The organism is Schleiferilactobacillus harbinensis (assembly GCF_008694105.1).
In the GTDB taxonomy this organism is placed as follows: domain Bacteria; phylum Bacillota; class Bacilli; order Lactobacillales; family Lactobacillaceae; genus Schleiferilactobacillus; species Schleiferilactobacillus harbinensis.
This window is the reverse complement of sequence record NZ_CP041364.1, coordinates 1,343,737-1,365,206: the sequence shown is the minus strand read 5'-3', so window position 1 is coordinate 1,365,206 and position 21,470 is coordinate 1,343,737. Positions and strand designations below refer to the sequence as shown.

Genomic DNA, 21,470 nt, shown 5'->3' with positions numbered 1-21,470 from the left:
ATGGGTGATTTTGCAGGTGCTTATCAATGGGTGAATATCCGCTATCTGCTCCAAGGATTGTGGGTCACCGTGGCCTTGTCCGCCGTCTCGATCGTGTTCAGCTTTATCATTGGGTCGGTGCTGGGACTGTTGCGGTACATGAAGATTCCGTTCTTATCTAAAATCGTTGGTTTCGTCATCGATATTATCCGGAACTTGCCGTTGCTGCTGATTCTGTTCTTCACTTACTTCGGCTTGCCCAGCTTAGGAATCCGACTGGATGCCTTACCGGCGGCCATGGTGGCGATGACGGTCTTTGAATCAATGATGCTGGCTGAAATCATCCGGGGCGGGATTCAAGCTGTGGATCCCGGCCAGATGGAGGCTGCTCGGAGTAATGGGCTCTCATACGGTCAGGCGATGTACCATATCATTTTGCCCCAGGCGTTCAAAAAAATGATTCCGGCCATCGTGTCCCAGCTGATTTCGCTGGTCAAGGATACGTCCTTGGCGACGATCATTGTGCTGCCGGAGTTAATGTACCATGGTCAGGTGATTTATGGGCAGAACACGAACTACATGGTGCCGATCTTTATTGCACTGACGGTGCTGTACTTCATCGTCTGCTTCTCGTTGTCGCTGATTTCGCGGTATTTGGACCGGCGATTAGCGGCGTAAGATTGGATTAATTGGACACAACAAATAAGAGGCGATCCCGAGTGGGGTCGCCTCTTGGCGTTGGTAGAAAAACTTTGCCCTACTTCGCCGCTGCTACGGCCGCCTGGACATACTCCGCAAACCGGCCGCGGTCGATGGGGCCGAGCACTGCGGTGACGGCGGTGCCGTCGTCGGTGTAGTGCTCAGACTTCACTTCCGTGTTGTCCCGCAAGTAGTTCACGACGTCGCCCTTGGTGAAGGGCACGAGGAGGTCAGTGGTGACGTAGTCCTTGTAGAGCAGCTCATTCAGGGTCTGACCCAGCAGGCGGATCGAGTTGGGGTCCGTGGCGGACAAGGTCAAGGTCATGCCTTCCCGGTCTGGATAATGGGTATCCGGGCGCAAATCGGCCTTATTGTAGACGGTGAGCATTGGGATATCCTTGACGTCAATGGCATTCAGGGTCTCCTCAGTGGTGGCCATCATTTCCCGGTAGTGGGGATCAGCGAAGTCGACGACTTGGATGAGCAGATCCGCATACCGGGCTTCGGCTAGGGTCGCCTTGAAGGATTCCACCAGATGGTGCGGCAAGTGGGAAACAAAGCCGACGGTGTCGCTGAGCAGGAAATGACGGTGATTGGGCAATTGCAGCTTGCGCACGCTGGTATCCAGGGTCGCGAAGAGCTGGTTTTTGACCATCACCTGTTTGTCGGTCAGTCCGTATTGCTGCAGCATGCCGTTCATCGTTGTGGACTTGCCGGCATTGGTGTAGCCGACCAGCGCGACGGAGGGCAGGGCCTGATGGATCCGGCGATCCCGGCGCGTGTCCTGGGCGCGCATGATCTCCTTCAACTCATTGCGCATGTGCGTGATCCGTTTGCGGATGACCCGCTTGTCCAGTTCCAGCTGGGTTTCACCAGCCCCTCGGTTAGCCGTAGCGCCGCCGCTGGCACCCCGGCCGCCGCCTTGCTGATCCAGGGGATTAGCAGACGGGTGGACTCGGGGCAGGGCGTACTCTTCCCGGGCAATGGCTACTTGCAGCTTGGCTTCCCGAGTTCGGGCCCGAGAAGAGAAGATGCGCAGAATCAATTCCGTGCGGTCCATGACAGACAGCTTGGTGATTTTTTCCAAATTTCGGGTCTGGGACGGGGTCAAATCATCATTGACGACGATGATCGGCACGTCTTCACCCCGGGCTTGGGCGGCCATTTCTTCCACTTTGCCCTTACCGAAGTAAGTGGCGGCGTCAATGTGGTCGGCCCGTTGAGTGACCTTGCTGGAGACGGTCATACCCGCGGCAGTGACCAGTTCGCCCAGTTCAGTCATGGTGTAATCAAAATCCGCCTGTTGGCGGTCTAAGCCGGCGATGATCGTCGGGATGGTTTGTATCGTTGTATCTTGCATTGAATACCTGCTTTCTTAATGCACTCAGTTTCAGGATAGCACAGTGACGCGTTTTCTGGAAAAGAAAAGACCGGGGTCCATACGTCAAGCGTACAGACCTCGGTCTAGAGCAGCCGGATAAATCAGATTAAGCGGCTAAAGGGACCATCATGTAGTGATTCTCGGGGATCAAATTGCCATTGGCGTCCATGACGTCATTCACGTCACTAACGGCCTCGGGCTTGATCATAGAGAACAACGACGTTAAGTATTCGATCACGTCACTGCCCGTAACGTGGCCGGCATGTTCCGCCGCAAAATGGTCCGTAATCAACTCTGTCATCTTGTCCTGTGCTTGCGCTTGGGTCCGTACCAGTACGAATTGTAAAAAGTCATTTTCTAAAGTAGACATCGCGTTAACTCTCCTAGTCTTTTTGTAGTGCATTCTAAGTTCTTGACTGACAGGGACTTTTTTATTCCCTTACGAAACTTCAAGAGAGATTATAGCACATGGATTTGATGTTGCAACCTTTTTTGCTTTACCCGACTTTTACTGGATTTTACCAACCGCGGGAGATAGCGCCGGTAAACGTTTTGTGACGAATTGTTAAGATTCGGTATCACTGCAACAAGCCTGCGGTATTGTTGTAGTATACGACGGTGATACCGCTATCGGTGAGCTGTAATTTGGTGATACTGGCATTCTTCGGACTTTCTTCCACTGGAAATTGGCCTTTGCCGAATTTGTCCGTAATGCTGCGGATGGTGGTGCCATGGGAAACCAAGAGTACATTGTCGCCGTGGCGGTTTTCTTCCCGCAGCATCTTGAAGCCCTTCATCAGCCGGGTCCAATAAGTAACGGCGTTCTCGGCATCATGGAAGGGGTCGGCGGCGTGCATGAAGTCTTTAGTTTCGTCCAATGAATGGTGCTGCAGCAGCGACCCGAAATTCCGCTGACCGTGGGGCATCGCGATGGCGTACCAGGTCTGCGCGGAATCGGCGCCTTCAAAGTAGCCGTAAAATTGTTCCCGGAACAGTGGTGTCGTCTTGTACGGAATGGTGGTATTCAGGTTGTGGCTGAGGATGATGTCCATTGTGTGCTGCGCGCGGGTGGTGTCCGATGAGTAAGCGTGGGTGAAGGTCATGTGGCTCAAACGCTCCCCCACGGTGTGGGCGCCGGCGATCCCTGCGGGAGTGAGGGGCGAATCGCTCCAGCCCTGCATTTTGTTGTATTTGTTGAAATAGGTCTGACCGTGGCGAATCAGATAGACGTTAACTGTTTTCATGGGTTTCCTCCAAAAAGCGGCCCAAACAAAGAAGATTGCTTGGGCCGGCCATACAAAGTGATTTTTTTTGATCCGTATGATTACATTGGGAAACGATTGTTTTCTACATCCAAGATGAATTTCTTCAAGTGGCTGAAGTATACCGGCGGATTATCCATCATGTGGTGATGTCCCGCACTTGGCGTCGTTTCCAAACGGGAATGGGGAATGTCCTCAGCCATGCGCCGAGCGGAACTCAGCGGCATCGTTTCATGTTCGCCAAAAGTCAGCAGCGTGGGCACTTGGATGTTCTTCAACTGACCGCGCAGGTCGAAATCCTTCAGCTTGCCGGTGACCACGAATTCGTTGTCGCCCTGGAAGGCGTTGTACACGGCCGTGGCCATCGTGGGGATCAGATGCTGGATCGGTGACGGGTAGCGGCGGTCAACGTATTCCCGGTTCAACACTTCGACACAGTCCTGATACCGCTTATTGTGCCAGTCGCCATTGGCCTCGCACTGTTCCATGAACTCGACGTCCTCCTTGGGCAGCGCCGCGGCACGGATCTGCTTCAAGTGCGTCAAGTACTCGTCGATGTTATCAATCATGGACGAAATGATCGCGCCTTTCAGGTGCTGACCATACTTCAGCGCGTACATCATCGTCAATGCACCGCCCCAGGATTGACCGATCAGGTAGAAATTGTCCAAGCCCAGTTTTTGCCGAACTTCTTCCACTTCGTCCAAATAATAATCATAGGTCAGGTATTTCTCAGCAATGGCCGGGTCGGAATAGTCCGGTTGATCGGAGTAGAAAGAGCCCAGCTGATCGTACATGGTGACCTGGACGCCGATATCAGAAAGCTCTTCACCGAAGTTTTCCCAGTATTCGTGGTTGCCGCCAGGACCGCCGTGGAGGCAGAGAAGATGGATGTCGCCGCTGCCTTGGGTATTGGTCCAAAGATGGTAGCCATTATCCAGGGTGATGATCGTTGTACCTTGTTTCATATACTGTTGCACCTTTCGTTTGCCAGGGCCGCGGCCCTGTTTCTGTGGATATCTTTATTTTACCTTATCCGGGAGCGGGGACAAGGCCCGTTCAGCGGAAAATAGCGCGTTGTGAGCATGGTACCAAGCGTCGTTGGGCTGACGATCCAGCTGCCGGTACGCGGCCATGGCGAGGCTGTATTGATCCAGCCCGTTCAAGGCGGTCAAAACCGCCGGCGTCGTTACGCCGCCCTGATTGTTGAAGCCATGGAGGTCGAAGGGCGCGTGGTCCCGGCCGTACAGCAGGCTGGCCAGCAAAGCGGGATAACCGGGATAGGCGGCTACCACTGGTACGCCCTGAGGGAAGAGGCTGTTGAAGGTCGCCTCGGCCAACCCGTTGGGGTCCTGCTCAGATTGGCGCAGGACGAGGGGCCGGACAAGACAGACGACGCGAATCGCCAGCGCGGGATCCGCTGTATGGAGCAAGTGGACCGCCCCGATGGTTTCGGCGAAAGGCCGCATCCCGCCAGCCAGCAGCACAATATCCGGCTTTTTCTCCGGATGGATCGTTGCCCACGGGACGGTATCGACACCATTATGCACCAGCGCAGCGGCCTCCGCCGTGGTGAACCAATCAGGCATCGCGCTCTTGCTGGCCACGATCAGGTTGACGTGGTGCTGACTGCGTAGCGCACGGTGGGCACTGGCCAGCAGCATGTTGGTATCCGCCGGCAAATAGATCGTCGCCGTGCTGGCGGGCAGTGAGGCCACAATATCCTGCATCAGCGGGTTCTGGTGGGAGTAGCCGTTATGCCCTTGTTCCCAGACATCGCCAGTGGCCAGCAGATTGAGACTAGGCTCCGTGTCCCTCCACTGGAAGCGCTGGGCCTCCTGCAGCCACTTGCCGTGCTGGGCAACCATACTGCCGACGATGGGAAAGAAGGCCTCATAACTGGTGAACAGCCCCTGTCGGCCGGTGAGGGTGTAGCCCTCCAGCAGACCTTCATCCAGGTGTTCGGACACCACATTGGCCGTGGCCGGCTGATCCAGCTTGTTCAGGTGAACGGAACCGAGTTCGTCGGGGCTGAATAGGTGCAGCCGATGTTCCGGCGCCAGACTATTGAGATAGGTGCCGAGAATAGCCGTTGGACTTTCGCTGCGGGCACCGCGCTTAGGCACCGGCCGGTCCGGCAAGTCCGGCAGGCGCCAGCGATGGAAGTGGTGGTGGGCCGCCGGGTGGTTCGTGATCCGCCGTTCTTTGGGCGGCAGCAAGTCGAGAAAGGCGGGGCTGAGGGCGCCCTCAGCGGTGAATAGAGCGGTCGGTCGATGCGGCTGGAGCCATTTGGTTAACGCCGCCAAGCCAGCCGCCGGGGCATCTGGATCAATGGCGATCGGCAGCTGATGACTAGCCGCTTCGCCGGCCTCCGGCCCCGTCCAGCCCTTGGGCGTGGTCAAGATCAATACCGGCAGGGGTTGGTCAACGCCTCTCTGCCAAGCCGCCATCTTATCCCAGGCTTGGGCGAGTGCCAGATACAGGGCGTGGTGAATGTCCTGGCCGGGGGTCAAAGAGACCCATAGCGGTGCCCAGCCTTGGCTGTCAAAGAAGGCCTCAACGGCCTCCGGCGCCATTTCGCTGAAGACGGTCCGGGACGCCATGGCAAAACCATTGCGCAGTAGGATGGGGAAAACCGCGCCGTCATGCTGCGGGTTCAAAACCCGGCTGACCTGCCAACTCGCCGCCAACGGCCCGGTCTCGGCCTCGCCGTCACCGATCAAGGCCACCGCCCGGGTCCCTGGACTGTCCAGCACGGCGCCAGCCGCATGGGCCAGCGTGTACCCCAGCTCGCCGCCGGTCTGGATCACGCCGGGCACATCCGGCCCAGGATGGGTCGCATGATGCAGGGTGGCAAACCGGCGAAACAGCGTCAGCAAGCCCGCCTTGGTTTGGGGCACTTCAGGATACGCCTTGGTGTAGCTGCCCTCTAAGAAACTGTTCAGCAGCGGCACTTGGCCGCCGTGACCGGGACCGGTGACCACCAAAGCAGAGGTGTCGTAGTTTTTAAACAGCTGATCCAGCCCGGCCCACACTAAATTCTGGGCTGGGGCGGTACCCCAATGGCCCAGCGGCGGCTGCTTCAAGTCGCTGGCAGTCAGCGGCCGGTCCAAGAGAATGTTGTCCTTTAAGTACAGAATTGCGGCACTTAGATAATTCAGCGTGTGAAAAATAGTTGCCGCGGCTTGTGTCTCGTTCTCATCAGTACGCACTATGCCATCCCACTTTCTATGACCCGAAAGACTTAACGATTCAGAATCGCCTCAATGGCTGCTAATTCATCCGCCGTAAAGGTCGTCTGGTTCCCGGCCTTAATATTGCTTTCCAAATGATCCACGCTGGTCGTGCCGATGATCACACTGGTCACCACCGGATCCCGCAGGAGCCAGGACAGCGCCATTTCGGACAGGGTTTGGTCCCGGTTTTGGGCGATTTTCTTTAAGTCGTTTAATTGGGCGACGACGTGATCTTTGCCCTTGGCGAAAGTCTCCGTATTCGACCAGTGAATCGGGAAGTCGGCAGGGATGCCGGCCAAGTAGCGGTCGGAAAGCAAGCCCTCGGATAGCGGTCCATAAGCCACGAGCCCAGCGTCCAAGTCTTTCATCGTTGCTAGGAGATTGTCCTTCTCCGCTGTGCGATTAAACATGTTGTAAGAGACTTGATTGACCACGAAGGGTGTGCCAAGCTTCTGGAACCAGCCGACCATTTCCTTGGTTTGAGCGGCGGTGTAGTTAGAAATACCGATATACAATGCTTTCCCGGCGCGAACAACGGCGTCCAAGGCCCGAGCGGTTTCTTCGAACTTCACCTTTGGGTCTGGCCGGTGGCTGTAGTAAATATCCACATAATCCAATCCCATTTTTTCCAGACTGGTATCGATGCTCTGCATCACGGCCTTGCGGCTGCCGAATTCACCGTAAGGGCCGACGCCGTATTTGAAACCGACCTTGGTGGTGATCACCAGCTCATCCCGATAAGGCTTCAGGTTGCGGCGGTAAATGTCGCCGAAGAGCCGCTCGGCACTGCCGATTTCTGGTTTGCCGTAGTTATTGGACAAGTCGAAGGAGAAAACGCCCTCGTCAAAGGCCTTCAGGATCACCTTTTCCCGGTCCAGTACAGGATCGCTGCTGCTATAGTGGCGCCACAAACCCAGGGAGACGGCCGGCAATTGCAGACCGGTATCCCCGGCACGGCGAATCGCGGTCCGATTATCGTAGCGGGTATCATCAGCCCGATAAACTTCTGTCATTTGAAAAACCTCCTATTTGTCTGTGTCTCCTTTATTCTATGGTTTACGCAAAATGTAAGCAAGGCACACCCTTGTGTAAAAATTTGCGAACAGTCTCGAAATCTGATAAACTATTTAATTAAAATTGTGCGATGGAGGGCATTGATTGAACAAAAAATCGCTATTTCTGGGCGGCATCACGCTGATTGGCTTAATCATCGGCATCATCACCCGGCATTATGCACTTTGGACCCTGGGCGCGCTTGCCCTGGGGTACGTCTTTACTTTCTGGCTGCCGCGTCTGTGGACAGCCTGGCAGCATCGTCGTCAGTGAAAGGACTGAGGTTTATGGCACAGGACGAAAAGGCGCTGGAACAGCGTCATCTGGATACGGTCTTGGAAAAGTTAGACACAGCAGAAAAAAAGCTGGAGAAACAAATTCACCGGGCCAAATCCGAAGAAAAAAATATTGATAAACATTTCAATGATGATGTCCACCTCTCCTTTGGCAGCGATACGACAACGATGGAGACAGCAATCACCATCCATCAGCAGCAGCAATTGCTCCAGGAACGGGACAACGCCTGGCGCAACTCCGATTTACAGCTGAAGACCGTGCAGCGGCTGCAAAAGTCTCCGTACTTTGCCCGGGTAGACTTCAAAGAGTCCGGCGAACCCCGCCGGGAGACGATTTATATCGGCCTGGGGTCGTTCAGCGATCGTAATGATCATTTCTTGATCTACGATTGGCGGGCGCCGATTTCTTCTATCTACTATGACGGCGGCTTGGGCCACGTGACCTACCAAACCCCGGACGGCGAACAGTCAGTGGACGTGTCGCTGAAGCGGCAGTTCATCATCAAAGGCGACCAAATCGTCAATTTGTTCGATACCACCGAAACCATCGGCGATCAGATGCTTTTGGAAGTGCTGGGGGAAAAGTCCAGCACCCAGATGAAGTCCATTGTGACGACGATTCAGCAGGAGCAGAACAAAATCATTCGGGATACCGATTCCGATCTGCTCTTCGTGCAAGGGGCCGCCGGGTCTGGGAAGACCTCGGCGATCCTGCAGCGGGTGGCCTATTTGCTGTATCGCTATCGGGGCAACCTGACCAGCAGTCAGGTGATCATGTTCTCACCGAACCAATTGTTTAATGACTATATTGAAAACGTCCTGCCAGAACTGGGCGAGCAGAACATGGTTCAGATGACTTACCAGCAATATACCAACCGCCGCCTGCCGGCCTTGGCAGCAGAGAGTCTGCAGCATCAATTCGAAGTACAACTGGATACCGATGCTAAGAAGATCCAGCATTTCAAGCAATCGCTGGAATTCTTCAAGGCGACTCGGACTTACGCGCTGCACTTGAACCATGAGGGCATGCATTTCCGCAATCTGATGTTTCAGGGCAAGCCGTTTTTCACCAAGCAGCGGATCAGCGAGATCTACTACAGTTTCAATGCCAATTACAAGCTGATCAACCGCCTGGAGGCGACCAAGGAACGGCTGGTGAACAGTTTGAACCACCGGATCGACAGCGAGACAAAGGCCGATTGGGTGCAGCAGGCAGTGCAGGATCTGGATTCCGAAGATTTGCAGAAAATGTACCGGACCGTCGACCAGGAATTTGCCAACTCCGATGACGAGTACAAGTTCCTGGCCCGGCAAATCGTCACCAATGCCTTTCAGAAAGTTTATAATGCCGTGCGCCGGAACCATTTCTTCAATATCCGGATTCAGTACATGGCCTTTCTTAAAGCAATTCCGGAGCTGGTCGATCTGGCTAAGTGGGGAATCACGCCGGCCATGTGGGACGCCCACATTGAGCAGATGCGGGCAGTCCTCAGTGACCGCAAAATCGACGCGGACGATGTCACGCCGTTCCTGTACTTATATGACCTGATCACCGGCCACCACACCGACCGCCACATGCGCTTTGTCTTCATCGATGAGATTCAGGATTACACCCCGTACCAGCTGGCCTATCTGCGCTACCGCTTCGGCAAAGCCCGCTTCACGATGCTGGGCGATTTGAACCAAGCCATCTTCACCAAGCAGAGCGATGGCGACTTGCTCGGCGATGTGGCCACACTGTTTGATCCGGAGAAGACCAACGTGGTTCAGCTGACCAAGAGCTACCGATCCACTGAGCAGATCACGAACTTCACGAAGGCATTGCTGGTCAACGGCCAGCGGATCGATGCCTTTGATCGGGCAGGGGACTTGCCGAACGTCTATATCGGCGCGACAGAAGCAGATCTGCTGGTCCGGCTGGAGAAACAAATCGGCACGAATGATAGCTCTGGGCTGACCACCGCCATCATTACCCGGACGCTGGAAGATGCCCAGGCGCTGTATGCTCAGTTGAAAGACGGCGGCGTGGCGGCCACGCTGATCAAATCCGAGAACCAGCGACTTGCTCCGGGCGTGATCATTGTGCCGTCCTTCCTGGCCAAGGGACTGGAATTCGACGCAGTCGTCATGTACCAGGCGAATACCGCCAACTACGGCAGCGAAGATGATCGGCAATTGATTTATACGATTGCCTCGCGGGCAATGCACCGGCTGACGATTCTGGCCAGTCCGGAGCTGGCACCGATTTTAGCGAATGTACCGCAGGACCTGTTTACCCAGGAATAAACGGTAAAAAAATGAGCCTCGCCGGCGGTGCTGCCGGTCGGGACTCATTTTCTGTATTGATTAGCGTTTCTCCATGGCGTGGACGCTGCTGACGATCAAGTCGGCCAGCAGGTCGTAGCCCAGGTCAGTGAAATGCTGACCATCGCTGGCTAAGAGGGCCTGGGGGTCAGGACTAGCCATCATCGCCTGGTGCAGATCCACCAGCAGAACGTTCTCTTTATCTGCGACCTCTTTGGCCGCCTGGGTGTAACCGGCGACGCTGTCCTGGTTGCGGTCCTGGAGCCGCTGGGGATCGCCGAAAGGCGGCGTGAGGAGAATGACAGAATCGGGGCCGATGATTTCAATCATGGTCCGCAGGTTATCGTAAAAATCGTCCGCGGTGACGTTAGTCGTATTGCTGGCGTCGTTGGCACCGTAGCCGATGACGACGAGGTCGTGCTCCCCGGCGGCGGTATCCTGGGTCACCCGGTTCAGCGCCTCGTCGGTGGTCTCACCGGGCACTGCCGCCATGACGATGTCATAGCGGGGCAAGCGGCCGGCTAAACGGTCTTTCAACAGAGCAGACATCTGGCCGTTGCGCCAGCCGGCGAAGATGGAGTCGCCGAGAAGAATCAATTTTGCAGCCATAATTGGACTTCCTTTCTTAACTCATCATCTCAATTCTAGCACGGCTGCGACTTTCGACTGATTTTTAACGACTTGCTTAACCCACTGGATGCTGCGAATGCTTTCGCGATATAATGGCTTTGGAGCAAGAAAGAAAAAATAAGGAGTGAAGCTGATGTTCGCGATCGGCATCAAAGTAAACAACCGGATGATGTATTTGGGCAGCCCAGACCATGAACGGTTCCGTTACGGGCTGCATCGGTTCCCAACGGACGCTAAAGCGTTCAAAACCAGTGAAGAAGCTAAGAAATTTGCGGATGATTACTTCACCCATTCTTCTCGGTGGGAAATTGTGCCGTTGCCGCAAAAGTAAGCATCAGTACTTAACGTCAAAATGCGCGTCACTGCAGCCTGTGGTGACGCTTTTTTTCTGGTAATATGGAACGTAATCTCAGTAGAATTAGGTGATCTTGTGGCAGTAACACGGAACTATTACGAATTCGATCGGGAGCAGTGGGCCAGTTTGCACGGGCCCACGAAGCGGGCCGAAATCACGGACGCCGACTTGCAGTCGGTGAAGGCCTTCAACGATAAGATCTCATTGGCCGACGTGCGGGAGATCTATTGGCCCCTGCGCCGGCTGGTTTATCTGTACTTCAAGAACTTTCGGCAAAAGCGCCAGACCCTGGCTCACTTTCTGGACACCGACGTCGGCCCGTCGCCATTCATCATCGGCATTGCCGGCTCGGTGGCGGTGGGGAAGAGTACGACGGCCCGGCTGCTGGACTTGCTGCTGCAGCGGGCGTATCCCAAGCTGACCGTGCAGACGGTGACCACCGATGGGTTTCTGTATCCCAACGCGATCTTGACGAAGCGGGGGATCCTGGACCGTAAGGGATTCCCGGAAAGCTACGACATGGGCAAGCTGCTTGAAGTATTAGATGCCATCAAAGCCGGGAATCCAGACGTGCTGGTGCCGGCGTACGACCATCAAACCTATGATGTGCTGCCGGACAGCCAAGGCATTCACGTCCGCCAGCCGGATATCCTGATCGTCGAAGGGATCAATGTCCTGCAGCTGCCCAGCAACGCCCAAATCTACGTCAGCGATTTCTTCGATTTTTCCATCTATGTCGATGCGAATCCGGCGCTGGCGGAAGAATGGTACTTGGACCGGTTCGGCCTGCTGCTGGACACCGCGTTCACGGATCCGAACAACTATTACTACCAATACGCTATCGGGGATCGCCAAGCCGCTTTCGCCATGGCCCGCCGGGTCTGGCGCGACGTGAACCTGAAGAACCTGAAAGAATTCATTGAGCCGACCCGGTCTCGGGCCGATTTGGTGCTGCACAAGACCGCCCATCACCGCATTGACGAGGTCGATCTGCGGAAGTACTAGGGTATTGGCAGAGACGGTGCGAGCCGGCGGCAAATATGGTAAAATGTGTTATCAAATCAGCAGAGGAGTGGGATTCTTGGCACCCAGCAATGTGGATGAAATCATTGTGTTGGATTACGGCAGTCAGTACAATCAGTTGATCACCCGGCGCATCCGGGAGTTTGGTATCTTTTCTGAACTTAAGTCCCATAAGATCACGGCGGCAGAAGTGAAGCAAATTGCACCGAAGGGGATCATCTTCTCCGGCGGCCCGAACAGTGTCTACGACGAAGGGGCCTTCGATGTGGATCCCGAGATCTTTGAACTGGGGATTCCCATTCTAGGGATCTGTTACGGCATGCAGCTGATGGCTTACAAGCTGGCCGGCGGCAAAGTAGAACCCGCGGATAACCGGGAATACGGCCACGCCGATATTACCGTCACCGACCCGGAGGCCGTGCTCTTCAAGGGCCTGCCCACCGAACAATATGTTTGGATGAGCCACGGCGATCTGGTTACTAAGGTGCCCGACGGCTTCAAGGACGTCGCCACCAGCCCCAATTGCCCGATTGCCTCCATCGCGGATGATACCCGCAAATTCTACGGCATCCAGTTCCACGCCGAGGTTCAAAACACCGAATATGGTCACGAGATCCTGCACCGCTTCGCCTTCGACGTCTGCCACGCCGAAGCCAACTGGAGCATGCAAGACTTCATCGACCAGCAGATCGAGAAGATCCGGCAGACCGTGGGCGATAAGAAAGTCCTCCTCGGCCTCTCCGGCGGGGTCGATTCCTCCGTCACTGGCGTGCTGCTGCACAAGGCCATCGGCAATCAATTGACCAGTATCTTTGTGGATCACGGCCTGTTGCGGAAGAACGAAGCAGACCAAGTTATGGATAGCTTGGAAGGCAAGTTCGGCCTGAACATTATCAAGGTCGATGCCCAAAAGCGGTTCCTGGATAAACTGGCCGGCGTCAGCGATCCCGAAAAGAAGCGGAAGATCATCGGCAACGAGTTCATCCGCGTCTTCGACGATGAGGCCGCTAAGCTGAACGGCGGGTTTGACTTCCTGGCCCAAGGCACGCTGTACACGGACGTTATTGAGTCTGGGACGGATACGGCCCAAACCATTAAGTCCCACCATAACGTCGGCGGCCTGCCCAAGGACGTGGACTTCCAGCTGATCGAACCCCTGCGGACACTGTTCAAGGACGAAGTGCGGGAGCTGGGCGAGAAGCTGGGCATGCCCCATAGCCTGGTATGGCGTCAGCCGTTCCCCGGCCCGGGTTTGGCTATTCGGGTCGTTGGCGCGGTCACGCCGGATAAGCTGACGATCGTCCGCGATTCTGATGCGATTCTGCGGGATGAGATCGCCAAGGCTGGTTTGGACAAAGATATTTGGCAGTATTTCACCGTTCTCCCGGGCTTCAAGTCTGTCGGGGTCATGGGTGATGGTCGGACGTATGACTACACCATTGGGATCCGGGCGGTGACGTCGATTGATGGGATGACAGCGGACTTCGCGAAGATTCCTTGGGATGTGCTGCAGAAGATTTCTGTGCGGATCGTTAATGAGGTCGCGAATGTTAACCGGGTGGTTTATGATATTACGAGTAAGCCGCCAGCGACTATTGAGTGGGAATAAGAGGTAACAGGTTTTAGCAGCAAGGGTCGCTATGTGCCGGGAGTCGTTTTCCCGCGCCGGGCGACTCTTTTGTGTTTCTTTTGCATCAATGGGGTCGCCATTTTTCTACCCAAAGTCAAGCCTATCAAGGAATTTTTTTTAGTGCATTCAAAGTGTGGATGTTGTATCCGCAATTATGCAAAATATAAGTAATACATGTACTATAGATGGTAGTTTATCCAAATAGACACGTGTGAAGAAAGCTAGTGATTTGGGCGCAAAAGCGTTGTACAACAATTCACGAGAATGTGATATAATTTCTTTCGCGGAATCTGAAGAATGTTCCGCAACGGTCGCTGACTCGCACTCAAAGGAGGTGGTAACGTGAATAAGTTATGTGCGGGAGACAACAAAAGACTTCACCTTCAAATGATCGAGGACATTATCAATCGAATGTCTTCAAATTCTTTTTTAATTAAAGGGTGGTCACTTACGGCAATTGGTGGCTTGATAACACTATTCGTTACAAATCAATCAAAGAGTTGGAGCCACTCGCTACTGTGGCTTACACTCGGATGCTGTCTCCTGTTCTGGACGAGCGATGCTTACTATCTTCGTCAAGAGCGAAGATTTCGTGACCTTTATGAATCAGTCCTTCAACAAAGTGAATCCGAGATTAACTTTTCAATGGCTTTTCTGCCGGTAAAAGAAAGATTTTGGTGTACTTTCGTTCGACCTGTTTTTTTACTATCATACGGAGCAATTCTAGTAAGCATCATTGGCATGCTGTGTGTTTTTAGATAGGAGAGGAAAAAGAGATGGCACATTCAACTTTTATTTTGTATAAGTACTCTGAAACTAAAGATCTTCGTGATCGTATTATTGATTCTCTTGGTGACGATGCACGGTATTATCGAGGTGAAAACAACGATTCAAAAGATATTTCTGATCGTTCAAACGACGCAATTCGTGAGTATTTAAAGGATATGATATATGGAACGTCAGTAACGATTGCGCTAATATCGCCTAACATGACGAACAGTGCGTGGATTAGTTGGGAGCTAGAGTACGCGTTAAAAGATATAAAACGTGGTGATCGTTCTTCACATTCAAATGGCATTGTGGGTGTGATTATGGGTATGCCTGATTCAGGATGGATTCGGAAAACATACCGCCATCCTGATGGAGATGTTTCGTCGTCTTTCTCTGAACAGTTTTTACCGAAGATAATTACTGACAATAGGCTTAATCAAAAGCCTACACAATATGTGTGTAAGCAATGTATGACGGTCGATGCACTTACCGGTTCCTATGTTTCCTTGGTAGACGAGGCTCAATTTCTTGAGGACCCCAATAAATACATCGACAATGCTTTTGATAAAAGCCAGAATTTAGATAATTACGATATAGTTAAGGTTGCTAACATCTCTCATGCTGGTATTCTGTAGACTTATTGGGTCTTTCCTCTCACCAGGGAAGGTATTTGTCTGATGATGAGAACCTGAATGTTACTTTAGTTGTCACTCTCTCTGGAATACTGATAAGCAAACTCCCTCCGATTCTCCCACCTTGTTTGCGGAATCGAAGGGAGTCTTTTTTGTTTCACAAATTGAGGTCCAGACGTTAGAGAAGTTTGACCAAGCTTGACCACAAGGTCAATGATGGCAACCGCGGTAGCAATGAGCCACTTTGTCTGACGAGATTCCAGTGCAGAAAACTTGGCGTCAATGTGTTCTGACATCGTATCGAATTTACTGTCAATCTTTGCACTGAGTGTATCAAAGCGGCCATCAACCCTTGCCGAAAAGGTTGCCACCTCTTTGTCCAAAGCATGAAGTTCATCTTTGGTCGCATATTTGGGATTCATGCTGTCACCCCGTTGGACATTGTGTTTGGTTTCGTCGCTTCAATAGTATTACTTGGTTATTTTGAGGGTGTATCTTGCGGGGCAGGTGTTTGCGGGAAAGAGCTTCCGTCCATTTTCACAACTTTGGGGTTAATCACTTGCGGTGTCCTCCATCGTCCCATGAGCAAAATGCACAGGTGATTTTAATTGTGCAAATGTCTGACTATCAATCAGCAGTTCGCGTATATCCTCCTCGGAGATGGTGGGAAATTGTTGTTGAAGGTCATTGATTGATCCCGGGACCAGGAACGAAAAGCGTATTTCAAAATACGAAGTGGGGGCCAACATCTTTGAAACGTCAGTGAAATCTGGGTTCAGATTCAAGTCGGCGTGAAATTCAAATTCTGAGATATTATCAAACGAGAAATCGTCTGAAAGGGCATATTGCTTTCGATCCGTGATCTGTTCAACCAGCGGTACTGGCCGCGATGAAGCGCCTTACTTTTCTTTGAAGGCGTGAGCAGCGTACTGGTTACGTAAAAACGGATGCGGTCCTCACCCTGAATGTTCGGTCCGAGGCCCGCCTCTCTGCCAGCATGGTACATCTTGACTAGCACAGAATCTAAGGAGAAACGCACGTAGAGGCAGTACAGGGTTGATTGGAATGAAAAACAAGTGCGGACGGATGACCGTCTGGCGAATTGGATACTTGGTAACTCAGCAGCTCAAAAACTGACGTTGAATTAGCTGTGGCCATTGGTTCACTTCCTTATCTGTGAGGATGGCGGTGTTTCAAGCTGAGCAGAAGTGTGTGTCTTGAAATGCAAGGCTATTCAGTGCTTTCAAAGCATTGTCCAGAGCTTTGTAGCTGATACCAAGTAAAGCTGCGGCCTTGGTCGGCAGCACAGTACCGTTCTCTAGAGCCGCAACCAAGGCATATATATACCGGCGGTCGTTGCAACTTAGAGCGGAGTTGTACGGGGCACCTCCTGCGCTCTGTGGCGGTACGACTTCTACATCATCTGTAAGGCCGATTGATCCCAGACCTTGTGCCCTGATGGCGATGGATCGAGGACTGACAATGAAGTATCGTGCAGTTCCGCCAATATTGTTACGATCAACATGCACTCTGAACTTAGGCGGTGGCATGAGGAATGCTGTCGCCACTTGGTTAATGTGCCGTTCTTCAACGACGTTGCAATTATTCCCACTCAATAGTTCATCGGTGCCGTGGAGGATATGGATGAACTCGTGGATCAGGGAGAAGATACGATCGGTGTAACTGTCCTTTTGATTGATAAAAATCAACGGCGCATAGTCATCGAGAAGAACAAATGCCCGGAGTTCATTGACGGCAAGCGGACGATTAGTACCTAAGCCGGCCCCGCCTTTCTGCATCACCAAGATGCCATTGTCGGCAAGCTGATTTCTGAGGTCATTGAATAAATCTTGTGGACTGGAGAAATGGGGCAGTACGAGATAACGATTCACAGCCTTCAATGTTTCGTTGACATCGTTTGCTGGGGCACTGCCAATAAATGCTAGCTTGCGTATGCCAATTTGGCTGTTCTCTTTGAACCAAGCCTGCTTCCGCTGCATCTCATAAATGACGTCCCGCACAGTGAGGCTGACTTGTGCTGGGGCGTTTTCTTGAGTCCGGAAGGCGAGGCGAATATCTTCCAGTTTTGGTGGTTTATTGAGGAGGAGATCACCAAAGGGGATGTGAAGGCGGGTCGCAAAAATGCCGAGCTGTTTGACGGTTGGCTGAAGATAGTGGGTGAAGCTTTCATGCAGCCACTTGGTGTCTTGCAACACCTTGCGCTGGGATTCTGGAGATAAATCGGTGATTTTGAAAGACCAATCAATCAGTTCTTTTTGAACAGTTACGCGATTCTCCGTCATTGCATTGTCTCCATCCTAATGAAATGAATTAGTAAGCCGGTTTGAAGGGATATTCAGGGACTGGTCCATACAAGGGAGCTCGGCTGAGACGACTGTCCGGTGATGGTTGCATCTATCCTTCCCTGTCACTGAAATCCATCCATCCAACGCTGCGATTCTTCATTGCGTTGCTTCCGGCTTTTTTCAATTTCTATTTGGCCGAGTCGTGCGACAAAGTCTTTCGGCAGATGGCAGCTTTTAATGAACTTGTAAAACGTATTGCTGCTCATCTTGGACTGTGTATTTGCCGCTTCCCACGTTTTGAGTTGGTCAATCAAATAAAGAGAGTCAAATTTGTCCATGAGTACCACTAAGGAAAGCAAGAAAGCAAACAAAGCCGGATTTAAAATTGAAGTGCAACACCGATTGAGTTAGACCAATCGACCGGGTTGATTTAACAAAATAGGCCATGAAGACCTATCCTTGAAGCGACTAAACTACCAAGAAAGGTGACCTTCATGACCCACAATCAGTCTAACAGTCTCGGCTCGTACACTCAACTCACAGAGGGCGAGCGCGGAATAATTGATGCGCTTTGGCACTCCCATGAATATTCCATTCGCGATATTGCACACATCATCCATCATTCCCCTAGTACGGTAAGCCGTGAGCTTAAGCGCGGCCGAGTCCAGCAACGGGATTCGAATTATCATTACTACAAGGATTACTTCTTTGATGCTGCCCAACGACAACACGAAGAACGACAGACCCATTCCCACGCCAAGAGCATGTTGGAGAAGTGTACCTACTTCTTTAACTGGCTGACCGCTCAGATCAAGAAGCATGCGTATCGTGAACAAAGTATTGATGGGTACGTGCATCAGTTCCAGCAACTCTGGCCTAATCGTTCGTGCCCCTCAACGCCGACCGTGTATCGCTACATTGATGCCGGACTGTTGTCAGTGACCAACATGGATCTGCCTGAGAAGTTGCGGCGTCGCGAGAAAAGGCCAGGCCGTAGTCATGCGCGTAAGAATAAACGCATCGCTGGAACGTCCATCGACAAGCGGCCCAAACAAATCAATAACCGCTGGTTTGTTGGTGACTGGGAAGGCGACCTGGTGAAGGGGAAGCGTTCTGCCGACCAACCAGCATTACTCACCCTGACAGAACGTGTCACACGTTATGAGCTGATCTACAAGATCCCAAACTATCACGCCCGGACTTGCTTAGAGGCCATGCAATACGTTCTGAACACACATGATCCTTATCTATTCCACTCCATCACCTTCGACAACGGTTCTGAGTTCGCCCTCTTGGACCAACTCAGAGGAACAAAGATCTACTACTGCCATCCCTATACACCCAGTGAACGTGGCAGTAACGAGAATGCCAACGGCTTGATTCGAGAATTCATTCCAAAGGGTCAATCACTATGGGAAGTCTCTAAGGAGAAGATTCGTAAGATCCAAGATGTCTTAAACCACCGGTTAAGGAAGTGCCTTGGATACCGCAGCGCAATCGCGGCGCTCCAGGCCTCCCCCCTGGGCCTGGAGGAATCCCTGCCCACTACCTAAACCAATTCACACTAAACCAATTCACATGGATGAGTCTTCACTGTTGCACTTAATTTGACAATTCGGGGAAAGCAAACAAATCGTTTTTCCCGAGATTGTCATTGAAAAATTCTGCGTCTGTAAAAGTTTTTTTCCCGACGAATACCCGAAGACTTTTGAAGTTCAATCGTTGACGTGCATGAAAATCAAGGACTCTATGACCGTGCGCGAACGCATTCCAAAAGTCCTTGATAATTGAAATCATATTTCGAACCAGTTCAATCAGCTCACGCACATCTTTTTGAAGCGCCTCGTGAAAATCGGTTTCAGTCTTAGTGTTCAAAACCCGTTTATCTTCCCACTCCTCCACAATGAAATGCTCTGGCTGAGTTTCCCGCCAATCAGTGGGGTCAATATGGATTGGAAGCAGCTCAGCAACCACATACTTGGTCAAATCGGACGGGAACACTGAAAACAGCATCCGTGATTGTCCCAAAGAAAGATTGCTGAACATAATCCACGGTGGAAGGTCGCCATACTCCGCTTTGTAATATGCGGTAGGGTTATCTGTGCATCTTTCAATTTCGGCACGCAAAAATCCAGTGATTTTTTGAGCTTGTTTCTTATTCCTGTATCGTAACGGATCCAGGTAATTATTCATTTTCAGCCCAAAATTCTTTGCTAATGTAAACGCCATGGCTTCTTTAAAGCGTTGCTCGAAGTTGATTGTGAACTTGAAAAGGATATTGATCAGGTCGTCTTCAACTCGATGGTAGTAGAACAGATCAACCATATGCGTACCGGGCAAATACTCAGTTGTTCCTGATACGAAAAACTCCTCTTTGTACCGATTGACCAAGTTGTAATATCCACGGGCTTTTAATAGTTCAATTGCTAGGCCATCATCATCAATAATCATTCCTTTGTTGCGCAACTTATTCAGCATTTGGGCGTACGAACTGAAACCCACTTCGTCATGTTTTTTCTGCAACGGAAAACACCTCACAGTAATTTCTTACCATGAGGTGTTTTCTCGACCTGAGTTTAGATACAGGCATTTCAACTTGGCCTCATGATATACTAAAAACTTGGGATTGTCAATTTATTCAACATGCCGGACTTTGATTTACCCGACTTGGCCTAAACAGTGTCGGAGTCTACAATGCAAGTAAGATCCTTGGCAGTTCCGGCATTATTGTTCAAATTATACAGGACGGTTAACTTGTCTGTACAGTAATGCGACTGAGACCCATGTAGAGGGAACTTGAGCAATTTGAGGGAACTTGAGCAATTTGAGGGAGGTGCAGGATCAATGATTTGGGAAAGTTATCAGTCTGGAGAGACTGTCGGGCAAACTGGGTCCGAAGGCGGCACTATTCTCAAAGATGAAGAAGTGGCGGACTATGCCCACATCACGCTGGAACAGGCGCGATACTTCGCAATCACCGTGGGACTGTATGGCGTGCTGATGCATACTGCGTTCGCAGCCAGCCTTGAAGAAGCCACTCAAAAGTACAATGCAATGAAAGCCGCCCTTGAAGCAGCCCCAGAAGACAATGACGACTTATACGCGTGGTGCGATGCATTTACTGATCGATTTCAATGACAAGGGGAGAGCTGTATGACAGTCTACGTAAAAGATACCCAGTTTCCAATTGAAGCGAATGTGAATCCGTATAACGCGGCACTTGGTTTCTATCTGCGTGGTGAAGAGGTTATCCACTACCGGGAACAGAAAGAAATTGGCACGTTCACTAAAGATGACATTCTCGTTGATTACGTCACCGAGACCCAAGCGTTTTTGGCGGCGATGGGGATTCAGGTGCCGCATTTTGACTATCCAACAGCGCTTCAGCCGTATATCGGTAGAAATGTCCATCAAGCCAAGCTGGAAGACATCATCAATAATCCGAGTTCTTGGGGCGTCTTCATCAAGCCGGTTTCTACGACGAAATGGTTTACCGGCCGGGTGATCAATCAGGCTCAGGATCTACGGGGGATTGGTATGGCAGAAGACACACGGGTTTGGGTGAGTGACGCTGTGGAGTTTGTTGCCGAATGGCGAGCATACATCCTAGATGGTACGGTAATTGATGTTCGGCCGTATGCCGGCGATTATCATTTTTCCTTTGATGCCACAGTATTGGACACCGCAGTGACTGCTTGGAACGACGCGCCCGCGGCTTACAGTCTCGATATTGGTGCCACACAGGATGGAAAAACGTTGATTGTTGAAGTGAATGATGGGTATGCGCTGGGAAGTTACGGCTTGAGTCCGTATAAGTATGCGGCTTTCTTACAGGCGCGGTGGCAGCAGCTTGTTGCGCCGTTCTTTGCAGAAAACGACGTCTTTGTTGTGCCTGATTCTCTCTGATTATCCA

General features: G+C 51.9%; 21 protein-coding genes. 10 read left to right on the top strand and 11 right to left on the bottom strand.

The window, feature by feature from the left end; translation table 11 throughout:
• On the top strand, positions 1-657 hold the full coding sequence (locus FMM01_RS07025; protein WP_063515492.1) for an amino acid ABC transporter permease: 657 nt from the start codon (positions 1-3) through the stop codon (positions 655-657).
• Between the two features lie 79 nt (positions 658-736).
• Here FMM01_RS07025 and hflX read toward each other — a convergent pair whose 3' ends face one another.
• The 6 genes from hflX to FMM01_RS06995 all read right to left on the bottom strand — a co-directional run bounded on the left by hflX (position 737) and on the right by FMM01_RS06995 (position 7,570).
• Positions 737-2,038: a GTPase HflX gene (hflX, locus tag FMM01_RS07020; RefSeq protein WP_150392026.1), complete on the bottom strand. Its 1,302-nt coding sequence runs from the start codon at positions 2,036-2,038 to the stop codon at positions 737-739.
• Between the two features lie 127 nt (positions 2,039-2,165).
• On the bottom strand, positions 2,166-2,429 hold the full coding sequence (locus FMM01_RS07015) for a hypothetical protein (protein ID WP_027827799.1): 264 nt from the start codon (positions 2,427-2,429) through the stop codon (positions 2,166-2,168).
• A gap of 208 nt (positions 2,430-2,637) precedes the next feature.
• Positions 2,638-3,303: a histidine phosphatase family protein gene (locus tag FMM01_RS07010; RefSeq protein WP_027827800.1), complete on the bottom strand. Its 666-nt coding sequence runs from the start codon at positions 3,301-3,303 to the stop codon at positions 2,638-2,640.
• Positions 3,304-3,383: 80 nt separating this feature from the next.
• Positions 3,384-4,289, bottom strand: a complete 906-nt coding sequence (locus tag FMM01_RS07005; protein WP_027827801.1) for a proline-specific peptidase family protein — start codon at positions 4,287-4,289, stop codon at positions 3,384-3,386.
• 54 nt (positions 4,290-4,343) lie between these two features.
• A complete protein-coding gene (locus tag FMM01_RS07000) occupies positions 4,344-6,533 on the bottom strand; it encodes a phosphoketolase family protein (RefSeq protein WP_150392025.1) in 2,190 nt (729 codons plus the stop codon).
• Between the two features lie 32 nt (positions 6,534-6,565).
• Positions 6,566-7,570 carry an aldo/keto reductase gene (locus FMM01_RS06995; protein ID WP_150392024.1) on the bottom strand — a complete coding sequence of 335 codons (1,005 nt, stop codon included), beginning with the start codon at positions 7,568-7,570 and terminating at the stop codon, positions 6,566-6,568.
• 145 nt (positions 7,571-7,715) lie between these two features.
• On the opposite strand from FMM01_RS06995, the gene FMM01_RS16205 reads away from it, so the two are divergent.
• Positions 7,716-7,883 (top strand): hypothetical protein, encoded by a 168-nt coding sequence (locus FMM01_RS16205; protein WP_155827891.1) that lies wholly within the window; start codon positions 7,716-7,718, stop codon positions 7,881-7,883.
• 14 nt (positions 7,884-7,897) lie between these two features.
• Positions 7,898-10,192, top strand: a complete 2,295-nt coding sequence (helD, locus tag FMM01_RS06990; RefSeq protein ID WP_150392023.1) for an RNA polymerase recycling motor HelD — start codon at positions 7,898-7,900, stop codon at positions 10,190-10,192.
• Between the two features lie 60 nt (positions 10,193-10,252).
• Here the strand turns inward: helD and FMM01_RS06985 are convergent, their stop codons facing one another.
• A complete protein-coding gene (locus FMM01_RS06985; RefSeq protein WP_150392022.1) occupies positions 10,253-10,819 on the bottom strand; it encodes an SGNH/GDSL hydrolase family protein in 567 nt (188 codons plus the stop codon).
• Positions 10,820-10,973: 154 nt separating this feature from the next.
• Here FMM01_RS06985 and FMM01_RS06980 point away from each other — a divergent pair, with 154 nt between their 5' ends.
• The 4 genes from FMM01_RS06980 to FMM01_RS06960 all read left to right on the top strand — a co-directional run bounded on the left by FMM01_RS06980 (position 10,974) and on the right by FMM01_RS06960 (position 15,254).
• Positions 10,974-11,171, top strand: a complete 198-nt coding sequence (locus tag FMM01_RS06980; protein WP_027827805.1) for a hypothetical protein — start codon at positions 10,974-10,976, stop codon at positions 11,169-11,171.
• Between the two features lie 99 nt (positions 11,172-11,270).
• Positions 11,271-12,200, top strand: a complete 930-nt coding sequence (coaA, locus tag FMM01_RS06975; protein ID WP_223850013.1) for a type I pantothenate kinase — start codon at positions 11,271-11,273, stop codon at positions 12,198-12,200.
• A 76-nt stretch (positions 12,201-12,276) separates the two neighbouring features.
• Positions 12,277-13,827: a glutamine-hydrolyzing GMP synthase gene (guaA, locus tag FMM01_RS06970; protein WP_223850012.1), complete on the top strand. Its 1,551-nt coding sequence runs from the start codon at positions 12,277-12,279 to the stop codon at positions 13,825-13,827.
• A 797-nt stretch (positions 13,828-14,624) separates the two neighbouring features.
• The gene (locus FMM01_RS06960) at positions 14,625-15,254 is read left to right on the top strand and encodes a TIR domain-containing protein (RefSeq protein ID WP_150392020.1); all 630 of its coding nucleotides are present in this window, start codon (positions 14,625-14,627) and stop codon (positions 15,252-15,254) included.
• A 65-nt stretch (positions 15,255-15,319) separates the two neighbouring features.
• Here FMM01_RS06960 and FMM01_RS06955 read toward each other — a convergent pair whose 3' ends face one another.
• From FMM01_RS06955 to FMM01_RS06945, 3 genes are all read right to left on the bottom strand, one after another.
• Positions 15,320-15,673 carry a hypothetical protein gene (locus tag FMM01_RS06955; protein ID WP_150392019.1) on the bottom strand — a complete coding sequence of 118 codons (354 nt, stop codon included), beginning with the start codon at positions 15,671-15,673 and terminating at the stop codon, positions 15,320-15,322.
• A 771-nt stretch (positions 15,674-16,444) separates the two neighbouring features.
• A complete protein-coding gene (locus FMM01_RS06950) occupies positions 16,445-17,554 on the bottom strand; it encodes an ImmA/IrrE family metallo-endopeptidase (RefSeq protein WP_150392018.1) in 1,110 nt (369 codons plus the stop codon).
• Between the two features lie 125 nt (positions 17,555-17,679).
• Positions 17,680-17,895, bottom strand: a complete 216-nt coding sequence (locus FMM01_RS06945) for a hypothetical protein (RefSeq protein WP_150392017.1) — start codon at positions 17,893-17,895, stop codon at positions 17,680-17,682.
• 156 nt (positions 17,896-18,051) lie between these two features.
• Between FMM01_RS06945 and FMM01_RS06940 the strand changes: the two genes are divergently transcribed.
• A complete protein-coding gene (locus FMM01_RS06940; RefSeq protein ID WP_056989697.1) occupies positions 18,052-19,110 on the top strand; it encodes an IS30 family transposase in 1,059 nt (352 codons plus the stop codon).
• A 49-nt stretch (positions 19,111-19,159) separates the two neighbouring features.
• Here FMM01_RS06940 and FMM01_RS06935 read toward each other — a convergent pair whose 3' ends face one another.
• Positions 19,160-20,080: an Abi family protein gene (locus FMM01_RS06935; protein ID WP_150392016.1), complete on the bottom strand. Its 921-nt coding sequence runs from the start codon at positions 20,078-20,080 to the stop codon at positions 19,160-19,162.
• A gap of 321 nt (positions 20,081-20,401) precedes the next feature.
• On the opposite strand from FMM01_RS06935, the gene FMM01_RS06930 reads away from it, so the two are divergent.
• Both FMM01_RS06930 and FMM01_RS06925 read left to right on the top strand, forming a co-directional pair.
• Positions 20,402-20,695 (top strand): hypothetical protein, encoded by a 294-nt coding sequence (locus FMM01_RS06930; RefSeq protein WP_150392015.1) that lies wholly within the window; start codon positions 20,402-20,404, stop codon positions 20,693-20,695.
• 15 nt (positions 20,696-20,710) lie between these two features.
• The gene (locus FMM01_RS06925; RefSeq protein WP_150392014.1) at positions 20,711-21,463 is read left to right on the top strand and encodes an ATP-grasp domain-containing protein; all 753 of its coding nucleotides are present in this window, start codon (positions 20,711-20,713) and stop codon (positions 21,461-21,463) included.
• The last annotated feature ends 7 nt before the right edge of the window (positions 21,464-21,470 follow it).